General features: G+C 39.8%; 18 protein-coding genes. 16 read left to right on the top strand and 2 right to left on the bottom strand.

The genetic code is table 11. The features are described from left to right. Positions 1–137 precede the first annotated feature (137 nt). The 12 genes from MVE01_RS01315 to MVE01_RS01260 all read left to right on the top strand — a co-directional run bounded on the left by MVE01_RS01315 (position 138) and on the right by MVE01_RS01260 (position 12,057). The gene (locus MVE01_RS01315; protein WP_472560358.1) at positions 138–2,321 is read left to right on the top strand and encodes an ABC transporter substrate-binding protein; all 2,184 of its coding nucleotides are present in this window, start codon (positions 138–140) and stop codon (positions 2,319–2,321) included. Beyond that, a complete protein-coding gene (locus tag MVE01_RS01310; RefSeq protein ID WP_472560357.1) occupies positions 2,322–3,296 on the top strand; it encodes an ABC transporter permease in 975 nt (324 codons plus the stop codon). Then, on the top strand, positions 3,293–4,660 hold the full coding sequence (locus MVE01_RS01305; protein ID WP_472560356.1) for an ABC transporter permease: 1,368 nt from the start codon (positions 3,293–3,295) through the stop codon (positions 4,658–4,660). The genes MVE01_RS01310 and MVE01_RS01305 overlap by 4 nt, the downstream gene beginning before the upstream one ends. Then, positions 4,660–6,261 carry an ABC transporter ATP-binding protein gene (locus MVE01_RS01300; RefSeq protein WP_472560355.1) on the top strand — a complete coding sequence of 534 codons (1,602 nt, stop codon included), beginning with the start codon at positions 4,660–4,662 and terminating at the stop codon, positions 6,259–6,261. Before MVE01_RS01305 ends, MVE01_RS01300 begins: the two co-directional genes overlap by 1 nt. Positions 6,262–6,271: 10 nt before the next feature. Next, positions 6,272–6,904 (top strand): HAD family hydrolase, encoded by a 633-nt coding sequence (locus MVE01_RS01295; protein WP_472560354.1) that lies wholly within the window; start codon positions 6,272–6,274, stop codon positions 6,902–6,904. A 90-nt stretch (positions 6,905–6,994) separates the two neighbouring features. After that, positions 6,995–7,558 (top strand): pyruvate flavodoxin oxidoreductase subunit gamma, encoded by a 564-nt coding sequence (locus tag MVE01_RS01290; protein WP_472560353.1) that lies wholly within the window; start codon positions 6,995–6,997, stop codon positions 7,556–7,558. Positions 7,559–7,570: 12 nt separating this feature from the next. Then, positions 7,571–8,026 (top strand): 4Fe-4S dicluster domain-containing protein, encoded by a 456-nt coding sequence (locus MVE01_RS01285; RefSeq protein ID WP_472560352.1) that lies wholly within the window; start codon positions 7,571–7,573, stop codon positions 8,024–8,026. A 13-nt stretch (positions 8,027–8,039) separates the two neighbouring features. Next, positions 8,040–9,281 (top strand): 2-oxoacid:ferredoxin oxidoreductase subunit alpha, encoded by a 1,242-nt coding sequence (locus MVE01_RS01280; RefSeq protein ID WP_472560351.1) that lies wholly within the window; start codon positions 8,040–8,042, stop codon positions 9,279–9,281. Between the two features lie 2 nt (positions 9,282–9,283). Then, positions 9,284–10,237 (top strand): thiamine pyrophosphate-dependent enzyme, encoded by a 954-nt coding sequence (locus MVE01_RS01275; protein WP_472560350.1) that lies wholly within the window; start codon positions 9,284–9,286, stop codon positions 10,235–10,237. A 216-nt stretch (positions 10,238–10,453) separates the two neighbouring features. After that, positions 10,454–10,963: an S-ribosylhomocysteine lyase gene (luxS, locus tag MVE01_RS01270; RefSeq protein ID WP_472560349.1), complete on the top strand. Its 510-nt coding sequence runs from the start codon at positions 10,454–10,456 to the stop codon at positions 10,961–10,963. Continuing rightward, positions 10,963–11,268, top strand: coding sequence for a hypothetical protein (locus MVE01_RS01265; protein WP_472560348.1), 306 nt, complete (start codon positions 10,963–10,965; stop codon positions 11,266–11,268). Before luxS ends, MVE01_RS01265 begins: the two co-directional genes overlap by 1 nt. A 6-nt stretch (positions 11,269–11,274) precedes the next feature. Beyond that, positions 11,275–12,057 carry a tRNA (5-methylaminomethyl-2-thiouridine)(34)-methyltransferase MnmD gene (locus tag MVE01_RS01260; protein ID WP_472560347.1) on the top strand — a complete coding sequence of 261 codons (783 nt, stop codon included), beginning with the start codon at positions 11,275–11,277 and terminating at the stop codon, positions 12,055–12,057. Here MVE01_RS01260 and MVE01_RS01255 read toward each other — a convergent pair. Both MVE01_RS01255 and MVE01_RS01250 read right to left on the bottom strand, forming a co-directional pair. Further along, positions 12,037–12,330: a cupin domain-containing protein gene (locus tag MVE01_RS01255; RefSeq protein WP_472560346.1), complete on the bottom strand. Its 294-nt coding sequence runs from the start codon at positions 12,328–12,330 to the stop codon at positions 12,037–12,039. The two genes, MVE01_RS01260 and MVE01_RS01255, sit on opposite strands and share 21 nt — an antisense overlap. Next, on the bottom strand, positions 12,330–12,950 hold the full coding sequence (locus MVE01_RS01250) for a riboflavin synthase (RefSeq protein ID WP_472560345.1): 621 nt from the start codon (positions 12,948–12,950) through the stop codon (positions 12,330–12,332). Before MVE01_RS01250 ends, MVE01_RS01255 begins: the two co-directional genes overlap by 1 nt. A gap of 180 nt (positions 12,951–13,130) precedes the next feature. On the opposite strand from MVE01_RS01250, the gene mnmG reads away from it, so the two are divergent. The 4 genes from mnmG (at position 13,131) to MVE01_RS01230 (ending at position 17,725) form a co-directional block, all read left to right on the top strand. Continuing rightward, a complete protein-coding gene (gene mnmG / locus MVE01_RS01245; RefSeq protein WP_472560344.1) occupies positions 13,131–15,002 on the top strand; it encodes a tRNA uridine-5-carboxymethylaminomethyl(34) synthesis enzyme MnmG in 1,872 nt (623 codons plus the stop codon). After that, positions 15,002–15,823, top strand: coding sequence for a hypothetical protein (locus MVE01_RS01240; RefSeq protein ID WP_472560343.1), 822 nt, complete (start codon positions 15,002–15,004; stop codon positions 15,821–15,823). The genes mnmG and MVE01_RS01240 overlap by 1 nt, the downstream gene beginning before the upstream one ends. 131 nt (positions 15,824–15,954) lie before the next feature. Further along, positions 15,955–16,491, top strand: a complete 537-nt coding sequence (gene petA / locus MVE01_RS01235; protein WP_472560342.1) for a ubiquinol-cytochrome c reductase iron-sulfur subunit — start codon at positions 15,955–15,957, stop codon at positions 16,489–16,491. A 13-nt stretch (positions 16,492–16,504) separates the two neighbouring features. After that, positions 16,505–17,725 carry a cytochrome b gene (locus tag MVE01_RS01230; RefSeq protein WP_472560341.1) on the top strand — a complete coding sequence of 407 codons (1,221 nt, stop codon included), beginning with the start codon at positions 16,505–16,507 and terminating at the stop codon, positions 17,723–17,725. Positions 17,726–17,731 lie beyond the last annotated feature (6 nt).

Here is a 17,731-nt window from a genome sequence, read left to right as displayed (position 1 = left end):
AGCTTATATTTAGAAAGGAATAAATATAATTGATGAAAATCAGAGTATTTTTATCTGATTTAATCGTTAGTGCTCTTTATAATTAAAGTATGATAAAATTGACATGTAACACACTGCAAAGGGATCATTAAAGAATAATGGGTATCAAATATATTCACATTTTACTACTGTTATGCATCTTCCTTGTACCGAACTACGCCATGGTCTGGAATAGTCCGCATGAGAGTAAAAAAGTAAAAGAAGACACACTTTTTTCTTCTTTTTCCCTACCACCCAAAAGACTCGATCCTGTAGTCTCATACGCTTCAAATGAATGGGCGATCATCGGTCAGATCTATGAGCCGCCTTTGCAATACAACTATCTTAAACGACCCTATGAACTTGAACCGTTAACACTGACAAAAATGCCGACTATCCGTTATTTGGACAAAAAAGGGAATAGAGTTGATGAACATTCGGATAAAGTTATGTTTTCCGAATATAGACTGGATCTTAGAAAAGATATCAAGTACCAGAACCATCCCTGTTTTGTGAAGGATGCAGAGGGAAGATTACGTTATGGTGTATTAAGCAATGAACAGCTTGATTCTATTCATGCTTTGGATGATCTGAAGCAAACGGCAACACGGTATCTGGTTGCGGCAGATTATGCTTATGCAATTAAACGGATGGCAGTAAGGCAGAACCATTCACCTATTTTGGACAATATGCAAACGTATATCAACGGGCTACGGAAATTTTCTGCCAAGATCACTCAAATAGCGAAAGAGAAAAAAAAGAACGGGCAGGTTTTAGATTTGCGTCCTTATAGTATTGATGGTGTGAAAGTAATAGATGATGAGACACTTATGATCACCATAAAAGGGCGGTATCCACAGTTTCTTTATTGGCTCAGTATGAATTTTTTTGCTCCTATCCCATGGGAGGCAGATCTATTCTATCAGCAGCCCGGTTTAATAGCTAAAAATATAACGCTCAACTGGTTTCCGGTTGGAACGGGTGCGTATTATTTAGCCGAGAATAATCCAAACAGACAAATGAGACTGCTTATAAATCCCAATTATCATGATGAGCGCTATCCTTCTTTGAGTAAAGCAGAGCAAAAAAAATTTAATATTCCAGAGGCACTGCTTAAAGACAGTGGAGCAAAAATGCCTTTTATTAAAGAGATCGTTTACTCTCTGGAAAAAGAGAATATCCCTTTATGGAATAAATTTCTGCAGGGATACTATGATGCATCAGGCATTAGTTCTGAAGCTTTCGATCAGGCAGTGCAGATATCTTCAGGTGGGACTATGGGACTGAGTGATGAAATGAAAGAAAAAGGGATTAAACTCAAGGGGTCAGTGGAACCTTCTATCTTTTATTTGGCGTTCAATATGGTTGACCCGGTCGTGGGAGGATACTCGAAAGCTGCGAAAAAGCTGCGGCAAGCCATCAGTATTGCCCAAAATGAGGAAGAGTATATCTCCATTTTTACCAATGAACGGGGGATTCCTGCACAAGGGCCTATCCCCCCGGGTATTTTTGGGTATGAGGAGGGAGAAGCAGGAACCAATACTGTAGTCTATAACTGGGTAGACGGTAAACGGGTGCGAAAACCTTTGGTCGTTGCCAAAAAGCTGTTGGCTGAAGCTGGATATCCAAATGGGATCTCTGAAAAAACAGGAAAACATCTGAAGCTATATTATGATACGACAGCTACAGGACCTGATGACAGAGCGTTAATGGATTGGAGACGAAAACAGTTTGATAAACTGGGTATTGAGCTGGTGATACGTGCTACGGACTATAACCGTTTTCAGGATAAGATCAGAAAAGGAAAAGTACAGCTTTTCTCCTGGGGATGGAATGCAGATTATCCTGACCCTGAAAACTTTCTCTTCCTATTGTATGGGGGGAATGCGGCAGTTGATACGAATGGTGCTGGTATTAACAGTTCCAATTACAAGAATCCGAAGTTTGACAGACTTTTTAATCAGATGAAAACAATGAAGAATACACCTGCAAGAATGCAGATTATTCAAAAGATGTTAAAAATAGTCAGAGAGGATGCTCCCTGGGTATGGGGAATGCATCCTAAGTCTTTGGCTCTTTTCCATCAGTGGTATCACAATGTCCTGCCGCATGCGATGGCGAACAACACACTGAAATATAAGCGGATCGATGCCAAGTTAAGGGTCAGGAAGCAGCAGGCATGGAACAGACCGGTAATTTTACCTCTTATTCTATTGGCATTAGTTATGTGCCTGGCTGTATTCCTTCTTTATCGTGCCTATCTGAATCGCCAACGATCTGTCATTATTAGGGAGGAGCATTAAATGTTTGTCTATATTATCAGAAGAGTACTTTATGCTATTCCGATCCTGATCGGTGTCAATCTTATTACATTTATGCTTTTTTTTATGGTAAACAGTCCCGATGATATGGCAAGAGCCCAATTGGGAGCAAAACAGATCACACCTGCGATGATCTGCTCATGGAAAGTAGAGAAAGGATATGATAAACCACTTTTCATAAACCATCATGCAAAAGGTATGGCAATGGTGACAGATACACTTTTTGTACAAGAGTCATTGAAGCTCTTTCGTTTTGATTTTGGTTTTTCCGATGCGAACCGCGATATCGGCTCTGATATCAAAGAGCGAATGTGGCCCAGTCTGGCGATAGCACTGCCTACATTCTTGATAGCGCTGATCACCAATATCTCTCTGGCCCTGTTGCTTGTGCTTTTTAGAGGGTCGGTTTTAGATACGGGTATGATGGTTATAGCTGTTATGATCATGTCGATCTCCGGGCTTTTCTACATTATAGCGGGACAGGTTATTTTTTCCAAAATCTGGCATTGGGTACCTATTTCCGGTTATGAAGAGGGATGGAGCAGTATTAAATTTATTATTTTACCTGTGATGATCGGTGTTTTTGCCGGGATGGGTGCAGGTGTGCGTTGGTACAGAAGTATATTTTTAGAGCAGATCAATCAGGATTATGTCCGTACGGCAAGGGCTAAAGGCGTGAGTGAGATCAAAGTACTTTTCAGGCATGTTTTTCGTAATGGAATGCTGCCTATTTTGACAGGTGTAGTAGTGATCATCCCTTCTCTTTTTATGGGAAGTCTTGTCATGGAGTCATTTTTTGGGATCCCTGGACTTGGAAGCTATACTATTGATGCAATCAATGCACAGGATTTTGCTATTGTTAAAGCCATGGTATTCCTGGGTTCCGTGCTCTATATTGTGGGACTGATCCTTACTGATATCTCTTATACCCTGTTTGATCCGAGGGTAAAATTATGAATATCGTACTGCTTTGGACAGATATGCTTGTCTGGATTTTGGTCATTGTAGTGGCAATATGGGGTCTATTTATCTCCCGCTCCTCTCAGGTTCAAAAGCAGTGGCATACCGTTTTTAAATCTAGTATTGCCATGGCTTCAGCTATTGTACTGCTCTTTTATTTGCTGTTTACACTACTTGATTCTGTGCATATGCATTTTACTGCCAATGCTACAGCTTCCAATGGACAAACAGTACAGTACAAAGCAGAGACAGTAAGCCTTCTTGATCTGATATTTGTACATAACCTGAAAAGTACAGAGCGAACCTATTCTGCACCTTTTGCTACACATGAGTACAGCAAATCTGTTATAGTGGACGATAAAGGTGTCACCAGGCAGGGGTATCTGCCGTTAAGGTATGTGTCTAAAAAAGGTAATTTAGTAGAAAAATCTCTTTTTGCTGTTTTAGTCGGTCTGTTTATCAGCAGCCTGATTATTCTACTGCATCTTTTTTGGCAAAGCAGCGGTAATTTCAAATCAGTGTTTCTGAAAAACTGGAAAGCACAGAGTGTACTTCCCTGGCGAACTGCCTATCTGACGATCATTTTTTTGGTGGTATTGCTTACATGGCTCTATATGCTAAGTTTTGACTACCATGTTCTGGGTACAGATAAAGTAGGGGGAGATGTGCTTTACCAAAGTTTTAAAAGTATCCGTACAGGTGTGCTTATTGGGATACTTACGACATTGATCATGTTGCCTGTGGCAGTGTTGCTGGGAGTAAGTGCCGGCTTGTTCGGTGGATGGGTAGATGATGCGATACAGTATCTCTATACTACACTCAGTTCTATTCCAGGCGTTTTGCTTATTGCTGCAGGGGTTCTTTCGATGCAGGTCATGATGGATGCACATCCGTCATGGTTTGAAACGACGCTGGAACGTTCCGATCTCCGTTTGCTGTTTTTGATCATGATACTGGGGATCACCTCCTGGACAGGACTCTGCAGGATGCTGCGTGCAGAGACTTTGAGAATTTCACAAATGGAGTTTGTGACTGCAGCCAAAGCCTTTGGTGTAGGTAACCTGATGATCATACTTCGTCATATTGTCCCCAATCTGATGCATATTATTCTAATTTCGGTCGTACTTGATTTTTCAGGACTGGTATTGGCTGAGGCGGTACTCTCCTATGTAGGTGTAGGAGTGGATCCTACTATGTACAGCTGGGGGAATATGATCAATCAGGCACGCCTTGAAATGGCGAGAGATCCGATGGTGTGGTGGTCACTTTTTTCTGCATTCGTATTTATGTTCATTCTGGTACTTGCGGCCAATCTCCTTTCAGACCGTATTCAGACGGTTTTGGATCCGAGGAACAAATGATGGGCAGCATACTGAAGGTGGAGAACCTAAGTCTGACAGCAGATAAAGAGAAGCTTCTGAAAGCTGTAAGCTTTGAGATCAAAAAAGGTGAAGTATTTGCACTGGTAGGTGAATCAGGAAGCGGAAAGTCCTTGACTTCTTTGGCGATCATGCGACTGCTTCCTGATGCCATATCGGTAAGCTCAGGAGATATTAAACTCAGAAACAGGTCGTTGTTTGTGCTGCCAGAATACCAAATGCAAAAAGTACGCGGTAAATCTATTGCTATGATCTTTCAGGAGCCTATGAGTGCTTTAAATCCTGTAATGACTGTTGGTGAACAGGTAGCAGAAGTAATTAAAATTCATTTGGGTTTGAAAAAAGATGCTATTAAAAAGAAGGTTATCTCACTTTTTGAAGAAGTAGCACTTAAAGATCCCAAAGAGAGATACCATTGGTACCCCCACCAGCTTTCAGGCGGACAGAAGCAAAGAGTGATGATAGCTATTGCATTGGCGTGTGAGCCTGATCTTCTGATCGCGGATGAGCCGACAACAGCATTGGATGTTACCATACAGGCGCAAGTACTGAAGTTACTCAAAAAGATACAGGCAGAGCGAAAGCTTTCCATACTTTTCATTACCCATGATATGGCAGTCGTCTCACAAATGGCAGATCACATAGCAGTAATGCGTCAGGGAGAGATACTGGAGCAGGCAGTATGTGAAGTATTTTTCAATGCTCCTCGGCATCCCTATACAAAAAAGTTACTCAAAGATGCAGCACATAGAAAAGAGGGAAGAGAAAAAAAACAGCATACAGAAAGACTGCTTGAAGTGAAAAACTTAAAAGTCTATTTCCCTATTAAAAAAGGTTTCTTTCAACGAACGGTTGGTTATGTAAAAGCAGTTGACAGTGTGACACTGTCCATTCCCAAAGGTAAAACACTTGCTTTGGTCGGTGAATCTGGAAGCGGAAAAAGTACTATAGGGCGGGCGATACTCTCATTGGTTCCTATTGCGGGAGGAGCAGTAATATTTGAGAAGCAGAATCTTGCCAGATTAAACCAGACAGCATTAAAACCCTATCGGCGCAAGATACAGGTAATCTTTCAGGATCCTTTCTCTGCATTGAATCCCCGTATGACCATTGGGAATATTATTCGTGAAGGGATGGTCAGTTTAGGTGTCGGTCCCAAAGAGAGAACATTACAGGATGTATATATAAAGGAACTTCTCTTAAAGGTTGATCTAAAAGAAGCATATATCCATCGATACCCCCATGAGTTCTCAGGAGGACAACGGCAGAGAATAGGTATTGCCCGGGCTTTGGCTGTGAAACCGGAACTTATTATCTGTGATGAACCCACTTCAGCATTGGATGTCTCTGTCCGTGCACAGATACTTACACTGCTTAGGAAACTGCAGCAGGAATCAGGAGTATCGTATCTTTTTATCACGCATGATCTCTCTATTGTACCTGCGATTGCCGATGAGGTAGCAGTGATGAAAGAAGGAAAAATAGTTGAACAGGGGTCTGTCTCACAGGTTATGGAAAATCCGCAGCATTCCTATACGCAAATATTGTTAGCATCTGCACCTAAATTGCCATATATCATATAAAAGGAAAAAAATGATTATACTGTTTGACCTTGACGGAACACTGATAGATTCAACAGAGGCAATACTGGAGAGTTTTAATGTAGCTTTTAAAACATTTAATGATGCAGTACCTGATGAGAAATTGATCAAAGCAGAGATCGGACACCCGTTGGATCATATGTTTATCACACTGGGAGTTAAAGAAGAGAAGGTGTGGGAGTATGTTCATGCCTATAAAATGCACTACAGAAAGATAAGTTGTGCCAAAACAGTACTGCTTCCTGGTGCACGAGAAGCCGTAGCATTGGCAAGCCAATATGCAACCTTGGCGGTTGTAACGACCAAGACAGCAAAATATTCTATAGAACTTTTGAAATATATGGGATTAATGGACTATTTTGAAGTGCTTATAGGAAGAGAAGATGTTATAAATCCTAAACCACATCCGGAACCTATAGAAAAAGCATTGGCAAAGTTACCAACTGATACAGATAAGATATGGATGATCGGAGATACCTGTATGGATATGCTCTGTGCCAAAAGTGCAAATGTCGGCGGGATCGGAGTTTCCTGTGGATATGGTAATATTGAAGCATTAGCAGAGTGTAGTGATAAAGTCTATCAAAATGCATTGGAAGCGGTAGAATTTATAGCAAAGATATAGCATAGACTTAAAAATATGATAATTTCAACCCCCTTTAAGAGTGCGGACATTACAATACCTCATGATTGATAATACTATCGAGGAGAAAATATGGTAGAAATTAGATGGCACTCACGTGCAGGTCAAGGCGCTGTAACCGGTGCCAAAGGTTTAGGATCTGTTGTGGCAACAACAGGAAAACAGGTACAGGCATATGCACTTTACGGTTCTGCAAAACGTGGTGCTGCGATGAATGCCTATAATAGAATTGATGATGAACCTATCACCAATCAAGAGACAAAAATGTTTCCTGACTTTGTTTTTGTGATCGATCCTGCCTTGGCATTCTCAGATGACATTACAAAAAATGATAAGCCGGATACACAGTATATTATTACTACGCATCTTTCAAAAGAAGATCTGATTTCACAGATCCCTGCACTGCAGGATAAAGCAGACAGAGTTCATGTCGTCGACTGTATGCAGATCTCACTGGATACGATCGGTAGAGCAATGCCAAACACACCGATTTTGGGAGCATTTATGAAAGTTTCAAAAATGTACGATCTGGATTTTTTCCTGGAGAATATGAAAAAAGTACTCTCTAAATTCCCACAAAAGATTATTGATGCGAATATGGAAGCAATTACAAGAGCATATAACGAAGTGAAGTAGGAAGGAAACACTATGAGTATTACAGGTTCAGTACCAGGAACGGATAAAAGAGGGTTAAGAGAGTTAGGGGCAGAAGAGAAAGTAGGTTGGGATGAAGTTACACAAGGTGTGACGCTCAACTCATTTGTAGGTGATGCAGCAGATATTGTACATAAAAAAGCAGAAGAGAGAAATTATAATGATTTTAACTCTTATACTGCAACAGTAGCATCTTGGAGAATTATCAAACCGGTTTATAACAGAGATATCTGTATCGATTGTCAAAATTGTTGGGTATGGTGTCCGGATACATCTATCATCTCAAGAGATAAGCAGATGCTGGGGATTGATTATGATCACTGTAAAGGTTGCGGAGTATGTGTAGAAGTATGTCCTACCAACCCTAAATCCCTATTAATGTTTGGTGAAGCAGAAGAGAACGATAAAGCACTTTCTGCATGGCCGGAAAAAAAGAAAAAAGAGAAGTAGGTAAAGGATAATTATGGCAAAAGAATTTGAATTAAATGAAGTAGAAGTATGGGATGGTAACTATGCTGCCTCTCAAGCACTGAGACAGGCTCAGATCGATGTTGTTGCAGCATATCCTATTACCCCTTCAACACCTATTGTTGAAGGTTATGGATCGTATGTAGCAAACGGCTATGTAGATGGTGAATTTGTTATGGTTGAGTCAGAACATGGTGCTATGTCAGGATGTGTTGGCGCATCAGCTGCTGGTGGACGTGTTGCAACAGCAACCTCTTCACAGGGGTTTGCTCTGATGACTGAAGTATTGTATCAGGCATCAGGAATGAGACTCCCTATTGTACTTACGGTAGTAAACAGAGCTTTGGCATCTCCACTGAACGTACGTGGTGACCACTCAGATATGTATTTGGGACGTGACAGCGGCTGGATCCAAATTGATGCATTTGATGCACAGGAAGCATATGATCTGGCACTTTGTGCCTTTAGAATTGGTGAACATCTTGATGTAAGACTTCCTGTCATGATGCATCAAGACGGATTTACTACCTCACACAAAGCACAGAATGTCTATCCGTTAAAAGACAGTGTAGCGTATAAGTTTGTAGGTGAATATGTACCGGTAGATGATATGCTTGATTTTAGCAGACCGGTCACACATGGTGCACAAACTGAAGAAGATTGGCACTTTGAACATAAAGCAAAACAACACAAAGCACTGATGGATTCTCGTACCGTGATCGATGAAGTCTTTGCAGACTTTAAAAAGCTTACAGGTAGAGAGTACAAAAGAGTAGAAAGCTATATGATGGAAGATGCTGAAGTAGCTTTAGTGCTTCTAGGGTCTTCTGTAGAGACAGCAGTTCTTGCAGCAAAACAGCTTCGAGAAGAGGAGGGTATTAAGGTAGGAATTGTTGCGCCAAGATGTTTCAGACCATTCCCTTATGACCTTGTAAGAGAGGCATTGGATGTTCCTTCACTTAAAGCAGTATGCTGTATGGATAAATCTGCACCAGGTGGTGCTATGGGAGCACTCTTTAATGAAGTCTCAGCAGCTGCATACAGTACAGAAGCAAGACCAATGATGACAAACTATGTTTATGGTCTGGGTGGACGTGACTTTGCAGTCGATGAAGCAAAAAGAATTATGAAAGAACAAAAAGCACATGCAGATGCTGGACATATTACAACAGATATCCAACAATTCTCTGGACTAAGAGGTCCAAAACTTGGATTCTTCCAGACAAGAAGGGATTAAGAATGGCAATTACATCAATAAAAAACTTAAAAGAATTTTCAACCAATAATGACAGATTTGAAGGGGCTCACCTTCTCTGTCCCGGATGTGCGCACTCTATGATCGTCAGAGAGCTTATGAACTGTACAGATGACAATTTGGTTATTGCATCCAATACAGGATGTCTTGAAGTCTCAACCGCAGTCTATCCGTATACTTCATGGGATACTTCCTGGATCCATATAGGATTTGAAAATGCTGCGACGGCTGCTTCATGTGCTGAGTCAATGTACAAAGCAAGGAAAAATAAAGGTACGCTAAAAGATCCTGATGCACCTGTTAAATTTGTAGCATTCGGTGGAGACGGTTCTACTTATGATATTGGTTTCCAATGGCTTTCCGGTGCTATGGAAAGAGGGCATGATTTTACCTATATCTGTCTAGATAATGAAAACTATGCGAATACAGGAGGACAGAGATCTTCCGCAACACCTGTAGGTGCAAATACTTCTACAGCGCAAGCAGGTAGCCACTCTTATGGTAAAAAACAAAAGAAAAAAGATATGGTAGCGATCATGGCAGCTCATGGTGCTCCGTATGTGGCACAGCTGGCTCCAAACAAATGGAAGTCAATGGCAAAAGGGTTCCAAAAAGCATTGGAAACTGAGGGACCTTGTTTTATTAACACGGTTTCGGCATGTACAACAGAGTGGAAATTTGATCCAAAAGATACTATTAACGTAACAGATTTGGCAACAGATACGCTCATGTTCCCTATCTATGAGATCATTGACGGACATGAACTCAATATTCTTTACAGACCTAAAAATATTCTTAAAGTAGAAGATTATCTTGGAGCTCAAGGACGTTACAGACACCTCTTTAAGCCTGAGAATAAGCACGTGATTGAGCGTATTCAGAAAGATATTGATGAAAAGTGGGAGTTCTTGCAACGCCGCGAAGAAGCAAGAATCTAATCTTTCTTCTGTTTTTACATCGCCTTTCACTAAAAAGGCGGTGTTCCTCTCAATCACATACTATCTGTATGCTCTTTCGCTCCACACCACCTTTTTAGCAAAATTCAATGCAAAACCAAAAGAAATCTTTAGATTCTTACATATTTTTTTAATTTTTAATTTTTAATTTTTAATTTCTATGTATAATCGGATTATATTATAATACAAGGAAATACCATGCCATTACTAGACAGTTTTACCGTTGACCATACAAAGATGATAGCCCCGGCAGTGAGAGTTGCTAAAACCATGAAAACACCGTGTGGAGACGATATTACAGTATTTGATCTTCGTTTTTGTAGACCAAATAAAGAAATATTGACAGAGAAAGGGATCCATACATTAGAGCATCTTTTCGCAGGCTTTATGAGAGAGCATCTTAACTCCAAAAAAGTAGAAGTTATTGATATCTCTCCGATGGGATGCCGTACAGGATTCTATATGTCACTGCTTGGTATGCCTAAAGAGAAGAAGGTTGCCAAAGCATGGAAGAAATCCATGAAAGATGTCTTGAATGTAAAAAAACAGAGTGATATCCCAGAGCTTAATGTTTATCAGTGTGGAAGTTATAAAATGCATTCCCTCAAAGAAGCAAAAGAGATCGCCCAAACTGTTTTGGACAGAGGTATAGGTATTATGAGTAATAAAGAGTTAAAATTGAGTAAAAAAATACTCAAAGGGCTCTAATGCTTATCTGGATTCCTGTAAACGGTACAGAGGAAAAAAGTTCTAAAATCATGCTACAGTCCAAAGCTTCCCGGTGGGCTTTGGTAGATTTTGATGCAGGTGAAGTACAGTCTATAAAATTTTATGAAAATCGTGAAGCTTTAGGAGGAGAGTGGGTAGATTTTGTGATTCTTGCCAATAAATTTGAAAACTATATGGACTTCATGAATGAGGGTATGATGGTATTGGTTGTACGTGAAGAAGAGACGATTGAAGATATTATGACGGCATTTAAATTTAAAGAGCTGGACGAGATCGGTTTGTAATTTTATATGTATAATGAAACTTTACGCCCTCAAAAAGAGGTAGTGCTGTGTGAAGATGGGACGAATACTCTCTACTCCAAAGAGTTTAATGAGCCTTACCACTCTACCAAAGATGGTGCACTACATGAAAGTTTGGAAAAACATGTAAAGCCTTCTTTCTCTCTCAAACCCCATAAAGAAAAGCTTACTATTTTAGATATTTGCTTTGGACTGGGGTACAATACTTTCGCCACGCTCTATTACATTAAAAAAAACAACCTAAAAACAAAAGTACATATACTCTCTCCAGAGTTTGATGAAGGACTTGTTCGTTCTTTAGATAGATTCGAGTTCCCCTCTGAATTTGATCTCTTAAAATATATAATCAAAGTTGTAGCTACTGATTTGTATTACGAAGATGAGCAGTTTAAAATAGAGATTCTCATAGGTGATGCTAGAAAAACGATTCCTCATATTCAAGAAAAGATAGACATAGTCTTTCAAGATGCTTTCAGCCCAGCTCATAATCCTCTGCTGTGGACAAAAGAGTGGTTTGCTGATGTAAGAGCTATTTGTAATGACGATGCTATACTCACCACCTATTCAACTGCGGCAGCCATCCGTTTGGGACTGTATGAAAATGGATTTTACATTTTTGTACATAGAGCCCAGATGATGCGCTATTCTACAGTGGCTTCTTTAAAGATGTTAGAGGGGTTGGAGTATATAGATATGGAATTAAAAAAAATGCGCAATACTACGGCTAGGAGTATGCGTGACAGAAAGTATCTAAAAGATATGCACAGTTAACCAAACCGTACCAGCATTAGTTTTTAAAACCTTGTGTGGTACTTTTGCAGGAATAAAAAGAGTCTCACCTTCTGTTAGCATTTTCTCTTCATTATCTACAAGTAGAGTCGCTTCCCCTTCAACTAAAACAAGCCACTCATCTTCATCTTGAATATACTCCACAGGTTTCACATCTGAAGAGCTTACAATACGGTTGATTTTAATATTTTTATGTTCGAGGAGTGTGGTGAAGGTTTCACCACTTTCAGGTATAAGATATTCGTAAAGATTCATCAGTAACTCATCTGAATCTTATCAACATCATCCCATGACAAGCTTTTTTTACTGTTTTGACGATGTGCAAGTATATGGTCTATGTATCGTGCAAAAACATCCGTTTCTATGTTGAGTTTAGTTCCTACTTTATAGTTTCTCATCAAAGTATTTTTGAGAGTGTGGGGGATAATAGTGAGTCTAAAGCTATCTACCCCTACATCATTGACCGTAAGAGAGATGCCATCAATGGTGATAGAACCTTTAGGGATAATATGAGCAATGTATTTCTTATCCACAGTGATGATAAAATCAGTCGCATTTTCCCTTGGTGTGATTTGACTGACGGTACCTACACAGTCAACATGACCTTGGACGATGTGCCCTTCAAACCGGTCATTCATCTGCATGGCAGGTTCTAAGTGTACTTGTCCTGTGATTTTACTCTCATCGATGATACTGCGTGTCTCATCTGCGAGTTCTAGGTCAAAGCCATCTGAATGTACTTTAATAACAGTCAGACACACCCCATTAATGGCAATGGAGTCACCTAATTTTGCTTTGTGTTTGGATGCGATGGTAAGGATGTTGTTTTTGTAGCTTTTGACAGTGGCAATTTCACGAATAAGACCTGTAAACATGATGTTTCCTTTTTTGGACGCCTTTTGAACAAAGTACAAAGAGGCTACGCTGACGCTGAGTCAACTTCAGCAGTTGGCTCATACGACTAGTCGTATTGAAAAAATATTTTTTTGGATATAATTCGCTAATTATAGCAAAAATTTGTGCTACGTGATTTACGTAGCATTTCGAGGTACAAAATGAATTATGATGTAATCGTTATTGGGGGTGGTCATGCAGGTATAGAAGCGTCTTTAGCTTCGGCACGTATGGGTGTAAAGACACTGCTTATTACTATACTGGCAGAACAGATAGGTGCGAGTTCTTGTAACCCTGCCATAGGAGGGCTTGCAAAAGGGCACTTGGTACGTGAAGTAGATGCACTTGGTGGAGAGATGGGGCTTTGTACCGATAAAACTGGCATACAGTTTAGAACCCTTAATGCCTCCAAAGGACCAGCAGTTAGAGGGAGTAGAGCACAGATAGATATGGATGCATATAGAATCTATATGCGTAATGTGGTGTTAGATACTGAAAATTTAGATGTTAAGCAGGAGATAGCAGATGGGCTTATTATTGAAGAAAATGAAGTAAAAGGGGTCACAACCCAACTTGGTAATAGCTACAAGGCATCAAAAGTCATCATTACAGCAGGAACATTCCTTAATGGGCTTATTCACATAGGGGATAAGCAACAAGTAGCAGGTCGTCAAGGTGAGTTTGCTTCTGTAGAGTTGGCAGAGTATTTAAAAACTTTAGGGCTTGAGATAGGGCGACTCAAAACGGGTACCTGTGCACGTATAGATGCCAAGTCTGTCAATACAGAGATTATGGAGGTACAACCAGGTGATACACCTCCACCTCCATTTTCGTTTCGTACAGACAAGCGTACTTTTAATCCAACTCAGTTACCTTGTTATGTAACCTATACGAATGAGACAACACATGAGATAATAGAGTCTAACTTCTACAGAGCACCACTCTTTACTGGGCAGATAGATGGGATGGGACCACGCTATTGTCCAAGTATAGAAGATAAGATTAATCGTTTTAGAGATAGACCTCGCCACCAGATATTTGTAGAGCCTCAGACAATGGATGAGACGGAGTATTATATTAATGGTATGAGTACCTCTTTGCCTATTGATGTACAGTTAGAGATGATACGCTCTGTTGAGGGGATGGAGAAGGCAAAGATCGTACGTTACGGGTATGCCATAGAATATGACTATATTCAGCCAACAGAGCTAAAACATACACTAGAAACAAAGAAGATAAAAGGACTCTATACAGCTGGACAGATAAACGGTACCACAGGCTATGAAGAAGCAGCAGCGCAGGGGCTCATGGCGGGGATCAATGCTACACTTTCTGTACAGGATAAGGAGCCGTTTATTCTTAGACGCGATGAAGCCTATATTGGTGTGCTTATTGATGATCTTGTGACCAAAGGAACAAAAGAACCCTACAGAATGTTTACAAGTCGTGCAGAGTATAGACTACTGTTACGCGAGGATAATGCAGATATGAGACTTTCTCGTTATGGAAAAGAGCTTGGACTTTTAGATGATGACTATATGGCAAAATTTGAAGCAAAAAAAGCAGCGTTAGATAAGGCATTGGCATTTTTATCTGAAAATTATGTGACACCAACCAAAGAGTTCTTGGCAAAACTGTCTGAAATAGGTGCAGTGAAAATCAATGAAAAAACACGTTGGATGGATGTGATAGGACGTGGGGACTTTAACCGTGAAAAACTCACTACCTTACTACCTGACTTTGATAAATATAATGATGATGTAATGGAGCAGATATTGGTTGAGGCGAAGTATTCTCGCTATATAGAAAAACAACAAGCACAGATTATGAATATGGATGAGATGCTTAAAGTTAAGATACCTGAGAATTTTGAATACCACAATATATCAGGGTTGAGTAATGAGATTAAAGAGAAACTTCAAAAAGCAACACCACCGACACTCTTTTCAGCTTCACAAATATCGGGAGTGACACCTGCAGCACTGGAGATCGTACATGTGCATATCAAAATGAGACAAAAAGGTCAAAAATAATGCTCTACTACTATGCATATACAGGACACAAAATAGGACTTGATAGAGTTAAAAAAGCAGCATCTCTCATCAAAGAGCTTGAGAGTAACGGGATAGAGTGTAGACTATTGGTTAATGATTTTCGTGCGGGATTGGCTGCCAGAGAGTTCGGCATTGCTGATTCTATTACTATTGAAACAATACAGGATATTGATGCGATTGCACAAATGGGCAATAGTGTCATCATAGATTCTCCTGAAGATGACCATGGTAGGTTAGAGAAGTATTGTAGTGAATTTCATGCAGTTTTTGTATGGAGACAGAGTGCAGAAGACAGAGTACGTTTTTCTGAGACTATATTAGATGGTGTGGCTGTAGATAAAGTATATGAAGAGGCATCAAATACAAAAAAAGTAGAAAGAAAACTTTTTTTCCTCAATGATGCTGATTATGATAAAATCTTACTCAATCATACCTCTTTGTTTACAGATAAAGGGCTGGAACTGCTGCTTGGTCACTACTTTTTTGTGAAATATGAAGATGATTTAGCCAGGATATTTAATATATTGCATGAACCTGAGGAGTATATGGAGTTGATACAGAGTAGTCAAACGATCATCACCTCCTCTTTGCAAACGGCTTTTGAGGCCAAAATGAGTGGTGCGAATGTTTATTTTTTAAATCTGTTAAAAATAGACGAGACACAGTTACGCTATTTGGAATTTAATGGTATTGAAGTGGTTCAAACCATTGAAGAGATCGATTTTAAACAAAATGGTATTGATACTTCTTTCAATCAATTGGAAAAAATAGTACAAGATATCCTTCAAAAACTAAATTAGGAGTAAAAAACTCCTAATTTTCACCCGGTAACAATTAACAATAAAGTAATCTTTTTTTGATATAGCTCAATCTTTTATAACTATAGTTGCTCTATAATAGGTGGTTAAAATTATTATAAAGGAAGGTTAGTATGGCTAAGAATACTAAAGGTCGTAGAGACTTTATGGGTATGGCTTTGGGTGGTTTTACTGCCCTGGGCGGTATTGGCGCACTCTATGCGATGAAACGTACTTGGGATCCATTGCCAAGTGTAAAAGCAGCTGGATTTACCACAATAGATCTAAAAGATGCACAGGACAATGTGCTTGTGACAGAAAAATGGAGAGGGAAACCGATCTTTATTTTGAAACAGTCTAAAGAGATGATGGCTAAAGTAAGTGATAAAGATAAAAAAAGATTGATCAATATTGGCGATTCTCATTATGTGGTATGTGTTGGACTTTGTACCCACTTAGGTTGTATCCCCGGATATCGTCCTGAGACAGAAGATTTTTTATGTGCCTGTCATGGGGGTATGTATAATGCTACTGCAGATGTAACTAAAGCTCCGCCACCAAGAGGTCTTGATATTCCTCCATTTAGAATTGACGGGACAAAGCTTGTGCTTGGTGAAACAGGTCCAGAATATGAAAAAATGTTGGCTGATGGCACAACATTAGCAGTATAAGGAGGAGGACTAGATGGCACATTTTGACGAAAATGCAAAACCGTTCAGCCATAAGTGGATGAACGAAAGACTTGCTGTAGATACACTAAAGCGTGTACTCTCAACAGAATATTGGATTCCTAAAAATATTAACTTCCTTTGGGCAATGGGTATGGTACTTGCTGCAACATTTGGAGTACTTCTTGTTTCTGGAATCTTCTTGTTGATGTATTATCAGCCAAATACACAATTGGCATTTGATTCTGTCAACTATACGATCATGTCTGAAGTAGGGTATGGATGGCTTTGGAGACATGTTCATGGTGTAGGCGCATCTGTTGTATTCCTTATTATCTATATTCATATGTTTACAGGTATCTACTATGGTTCTTACAAGAAAGGAAGAGAGCTTATCTGGCTTTCGGGTATGCTTCTTTTTGTACTTTTCTCTGCAGAGGCGTTTTCCGGATATATGCTTCCTTGGGGACAAATGTCTTACTGGGCAGGTATGGTTATTACCAACCTTTTCTCTGGAGGTTCTTTACATGCCGATGGACTGGTAGAGTGGATCAGAGGTGACTATGTTCCAGGTCAAGCCTTCCTGAACAGATTCTTTATGCTTCATGTACTTTTGGTACCGTTGGCTATTATTGGTGTGATCGTACTTCACTTTGGTACATTGAGAATCCCGCATGTAAACAATCAGGATGGTGAGGAGTTTGACTTTGAAGAAGCAGCAGAGCTCTATAAGGCAGGAAAAGTAAAAGAGTCTAAAGTGATTCCATTTTCTCCAGTCTTCTTGAGTAAAGATGTTTTTGTTATGGGTATCTATTTTATTTTCTTCTTCTATTTGGTATTCTACCACTTTGAATTTGCAATGGATCCAGTAAACTTTGACCCTGCAAATGGACTTAAAACACCAACGCACATTTATCCTGAATGGTATTTCTTGTGGAGTTATGAGATTCTTAGACCATTCTCAACAAATGTTGGGCTGATCGCATTTGCTATAGCACAGGTAATTTTCTTTACGCTTCCATTTATGGATAGAAGTCCAAACGTGGCACCGGCAAGCAGAAGAGGGGCATTTAAATACTGGTTCTGGGCACTGCTTATCGATATGATTGTGTTAACATTCATGGGTAAATTGCCGCCGCAAGGAATTTGGAGTACAGTGGGACTGATTGCCGCATTAACGTTTATGGGGCTATGGATATTACTTCCAATCATCACTTCAAAAGAAAAAAAACTATAAGGGGTA

The organism is Sulfurovum sp., from assembly GCA_026990595.1.
Classification (GTDB): domain Bacteria; phylum Campylobacterota; class Campylobacteria; order Campylobacterales; family Sulfurovaceae; genus Sulfurovum.
Note: the sequence above shows the minus strand (reverse complement) of the source record. Positions and strands in the feature narration are given on the sequence as shown.

What these genes read in the sequence shown, in the direction of transcription:
- MVE01_RS01230 (WP_472560341.1), top strand. Translation starts at nt 16,505, where the DNA reads ATGGCACATTTTGACGAAAATGCAAAACCGTTCAGCCATAAGTGGATG.
- MVE01_RS01305 (WP_472560356.1), top strand. Translation starts at nt 3,293, where the DNA reads ATGAATATCGTACTGCTTTGGACAGATATGCTTGTCTGGATTTTGGTC.
- MVE01_RS01290 (WP_472560353.1), top strand. Translation starts at nt 6,995, where the DNA reads ATGGTAGAAATTAGATGGCACTCACGTGCAGGTCAAGGCGCTGTAACC.
- MVE01_RS01260 (WP_472560347.1), top strand. Translation starts at nt 11,275, where the DNA reads ATGTATAATGAAACTTTACGCCCTCAAAAAGAGGTAGTGCTGTGTGAA.
- MVE01_RS01300 (WP_472560355.1), top strand. Translation starts at nt 4,660, where the DNA reads ATGGGCAGCATACTGAAGGTGGAGAACCTAAGTCTGACAGCAGATAAA.
- MVE01_RS01265 (WP_472560348.1), top strand. Translation starts at nt 10,963, where the DNA reads ATGCTTATCTGGATTCCTGTAAACGGTACAGAGGAAAAAAGTTCTAAA.
- luxS (WP_472560349.1), top strand. Translation starts at nt 10,454, where the DNA reads ATGCCATTACTAGACAGTTTTACCGTTGACCATACAAAGATGATAGCC.
- mnmG (WP_472560344.1), top strand. Translation starts at nt 13,131, where the DNA reads ATGAATTATGATGTAATCGTTATTGGGGGTGGTCATGCAGGTATAGAA.
- MVE01_RS01250 (WP_472560345.1), bottom strand. Translation starts at nt 12,950, where the DNA reads ATGTTTACAGGTCTTATTCGTGAAATTGCCACTGTCAAAAGCTACAAA.
- MVE01_RS01240 (WP_472560343.1), top strand. Translation starts at nt 15,002, where the DNA reads ATGCTCTACTACTATGCATATACAGGACACAAAATAGGACTTGATAGA.
- petA (WP_472560342.1), top strand. Translation starts at nt 15,955, where the DNA reads ATGGCTAAGAATACTAAAGGTCGTAGAGACTTTATGGGTATGGCTTTG.
- MVE01_RS01275 (WP_472560350.1), top strand. Translation starts at nt 9,284, where the DNA reads ATGGCAATTACATCAATAAAAAACTTAAAAGAATTTTCAACCAATAAT.
- MVE01_RS01295 (WP_472560354.1), top strand. Translation starts at nt 6,272, where the DNA reads ATGATTATACTGTTTGACCTTGACGGAACACTGATAGATTCAACAGAG.
- MVE01_RS01315 (WP_472560358.1), top strand. Translation starts at nt 138, where the DNA reads ATGGGTATCAAATATATTCACATTTTACTACTGTTATGCATCTTCCTT.
- MVE01_RS01280 (WP_472560351.1), top strand. Translation starts at nt 8,040, where the DNA reads ATGGCAAAAGAATTTGAATTAAATGAAGTAGAAGTATGGGATGGTAAC.
- MVE01_RS01310 (WP_472560357.1), top strand. Translation starts at nt 2,322, where the DNA reads ATGTTTGTCTATATTATCAGAAGAGTACTTTATGCTATTCCGATCCTG.
- MVE01_RS01255 (WP_472560346.1), bottom strand. Translation starts at nt 12,330, where the DNA reads ATGAATCTTTACGAATATCTTATACCTGAAAGTGGTGAAACCTTCACC.
- MVE01_RS01285 (WP_472560352.1), top strand. Translation starts at nt 7,571, where the DNA reads ATGAGTATTACAGGTTCAGTACCAGGAACGGATAAAAGAGGGTTAAGA.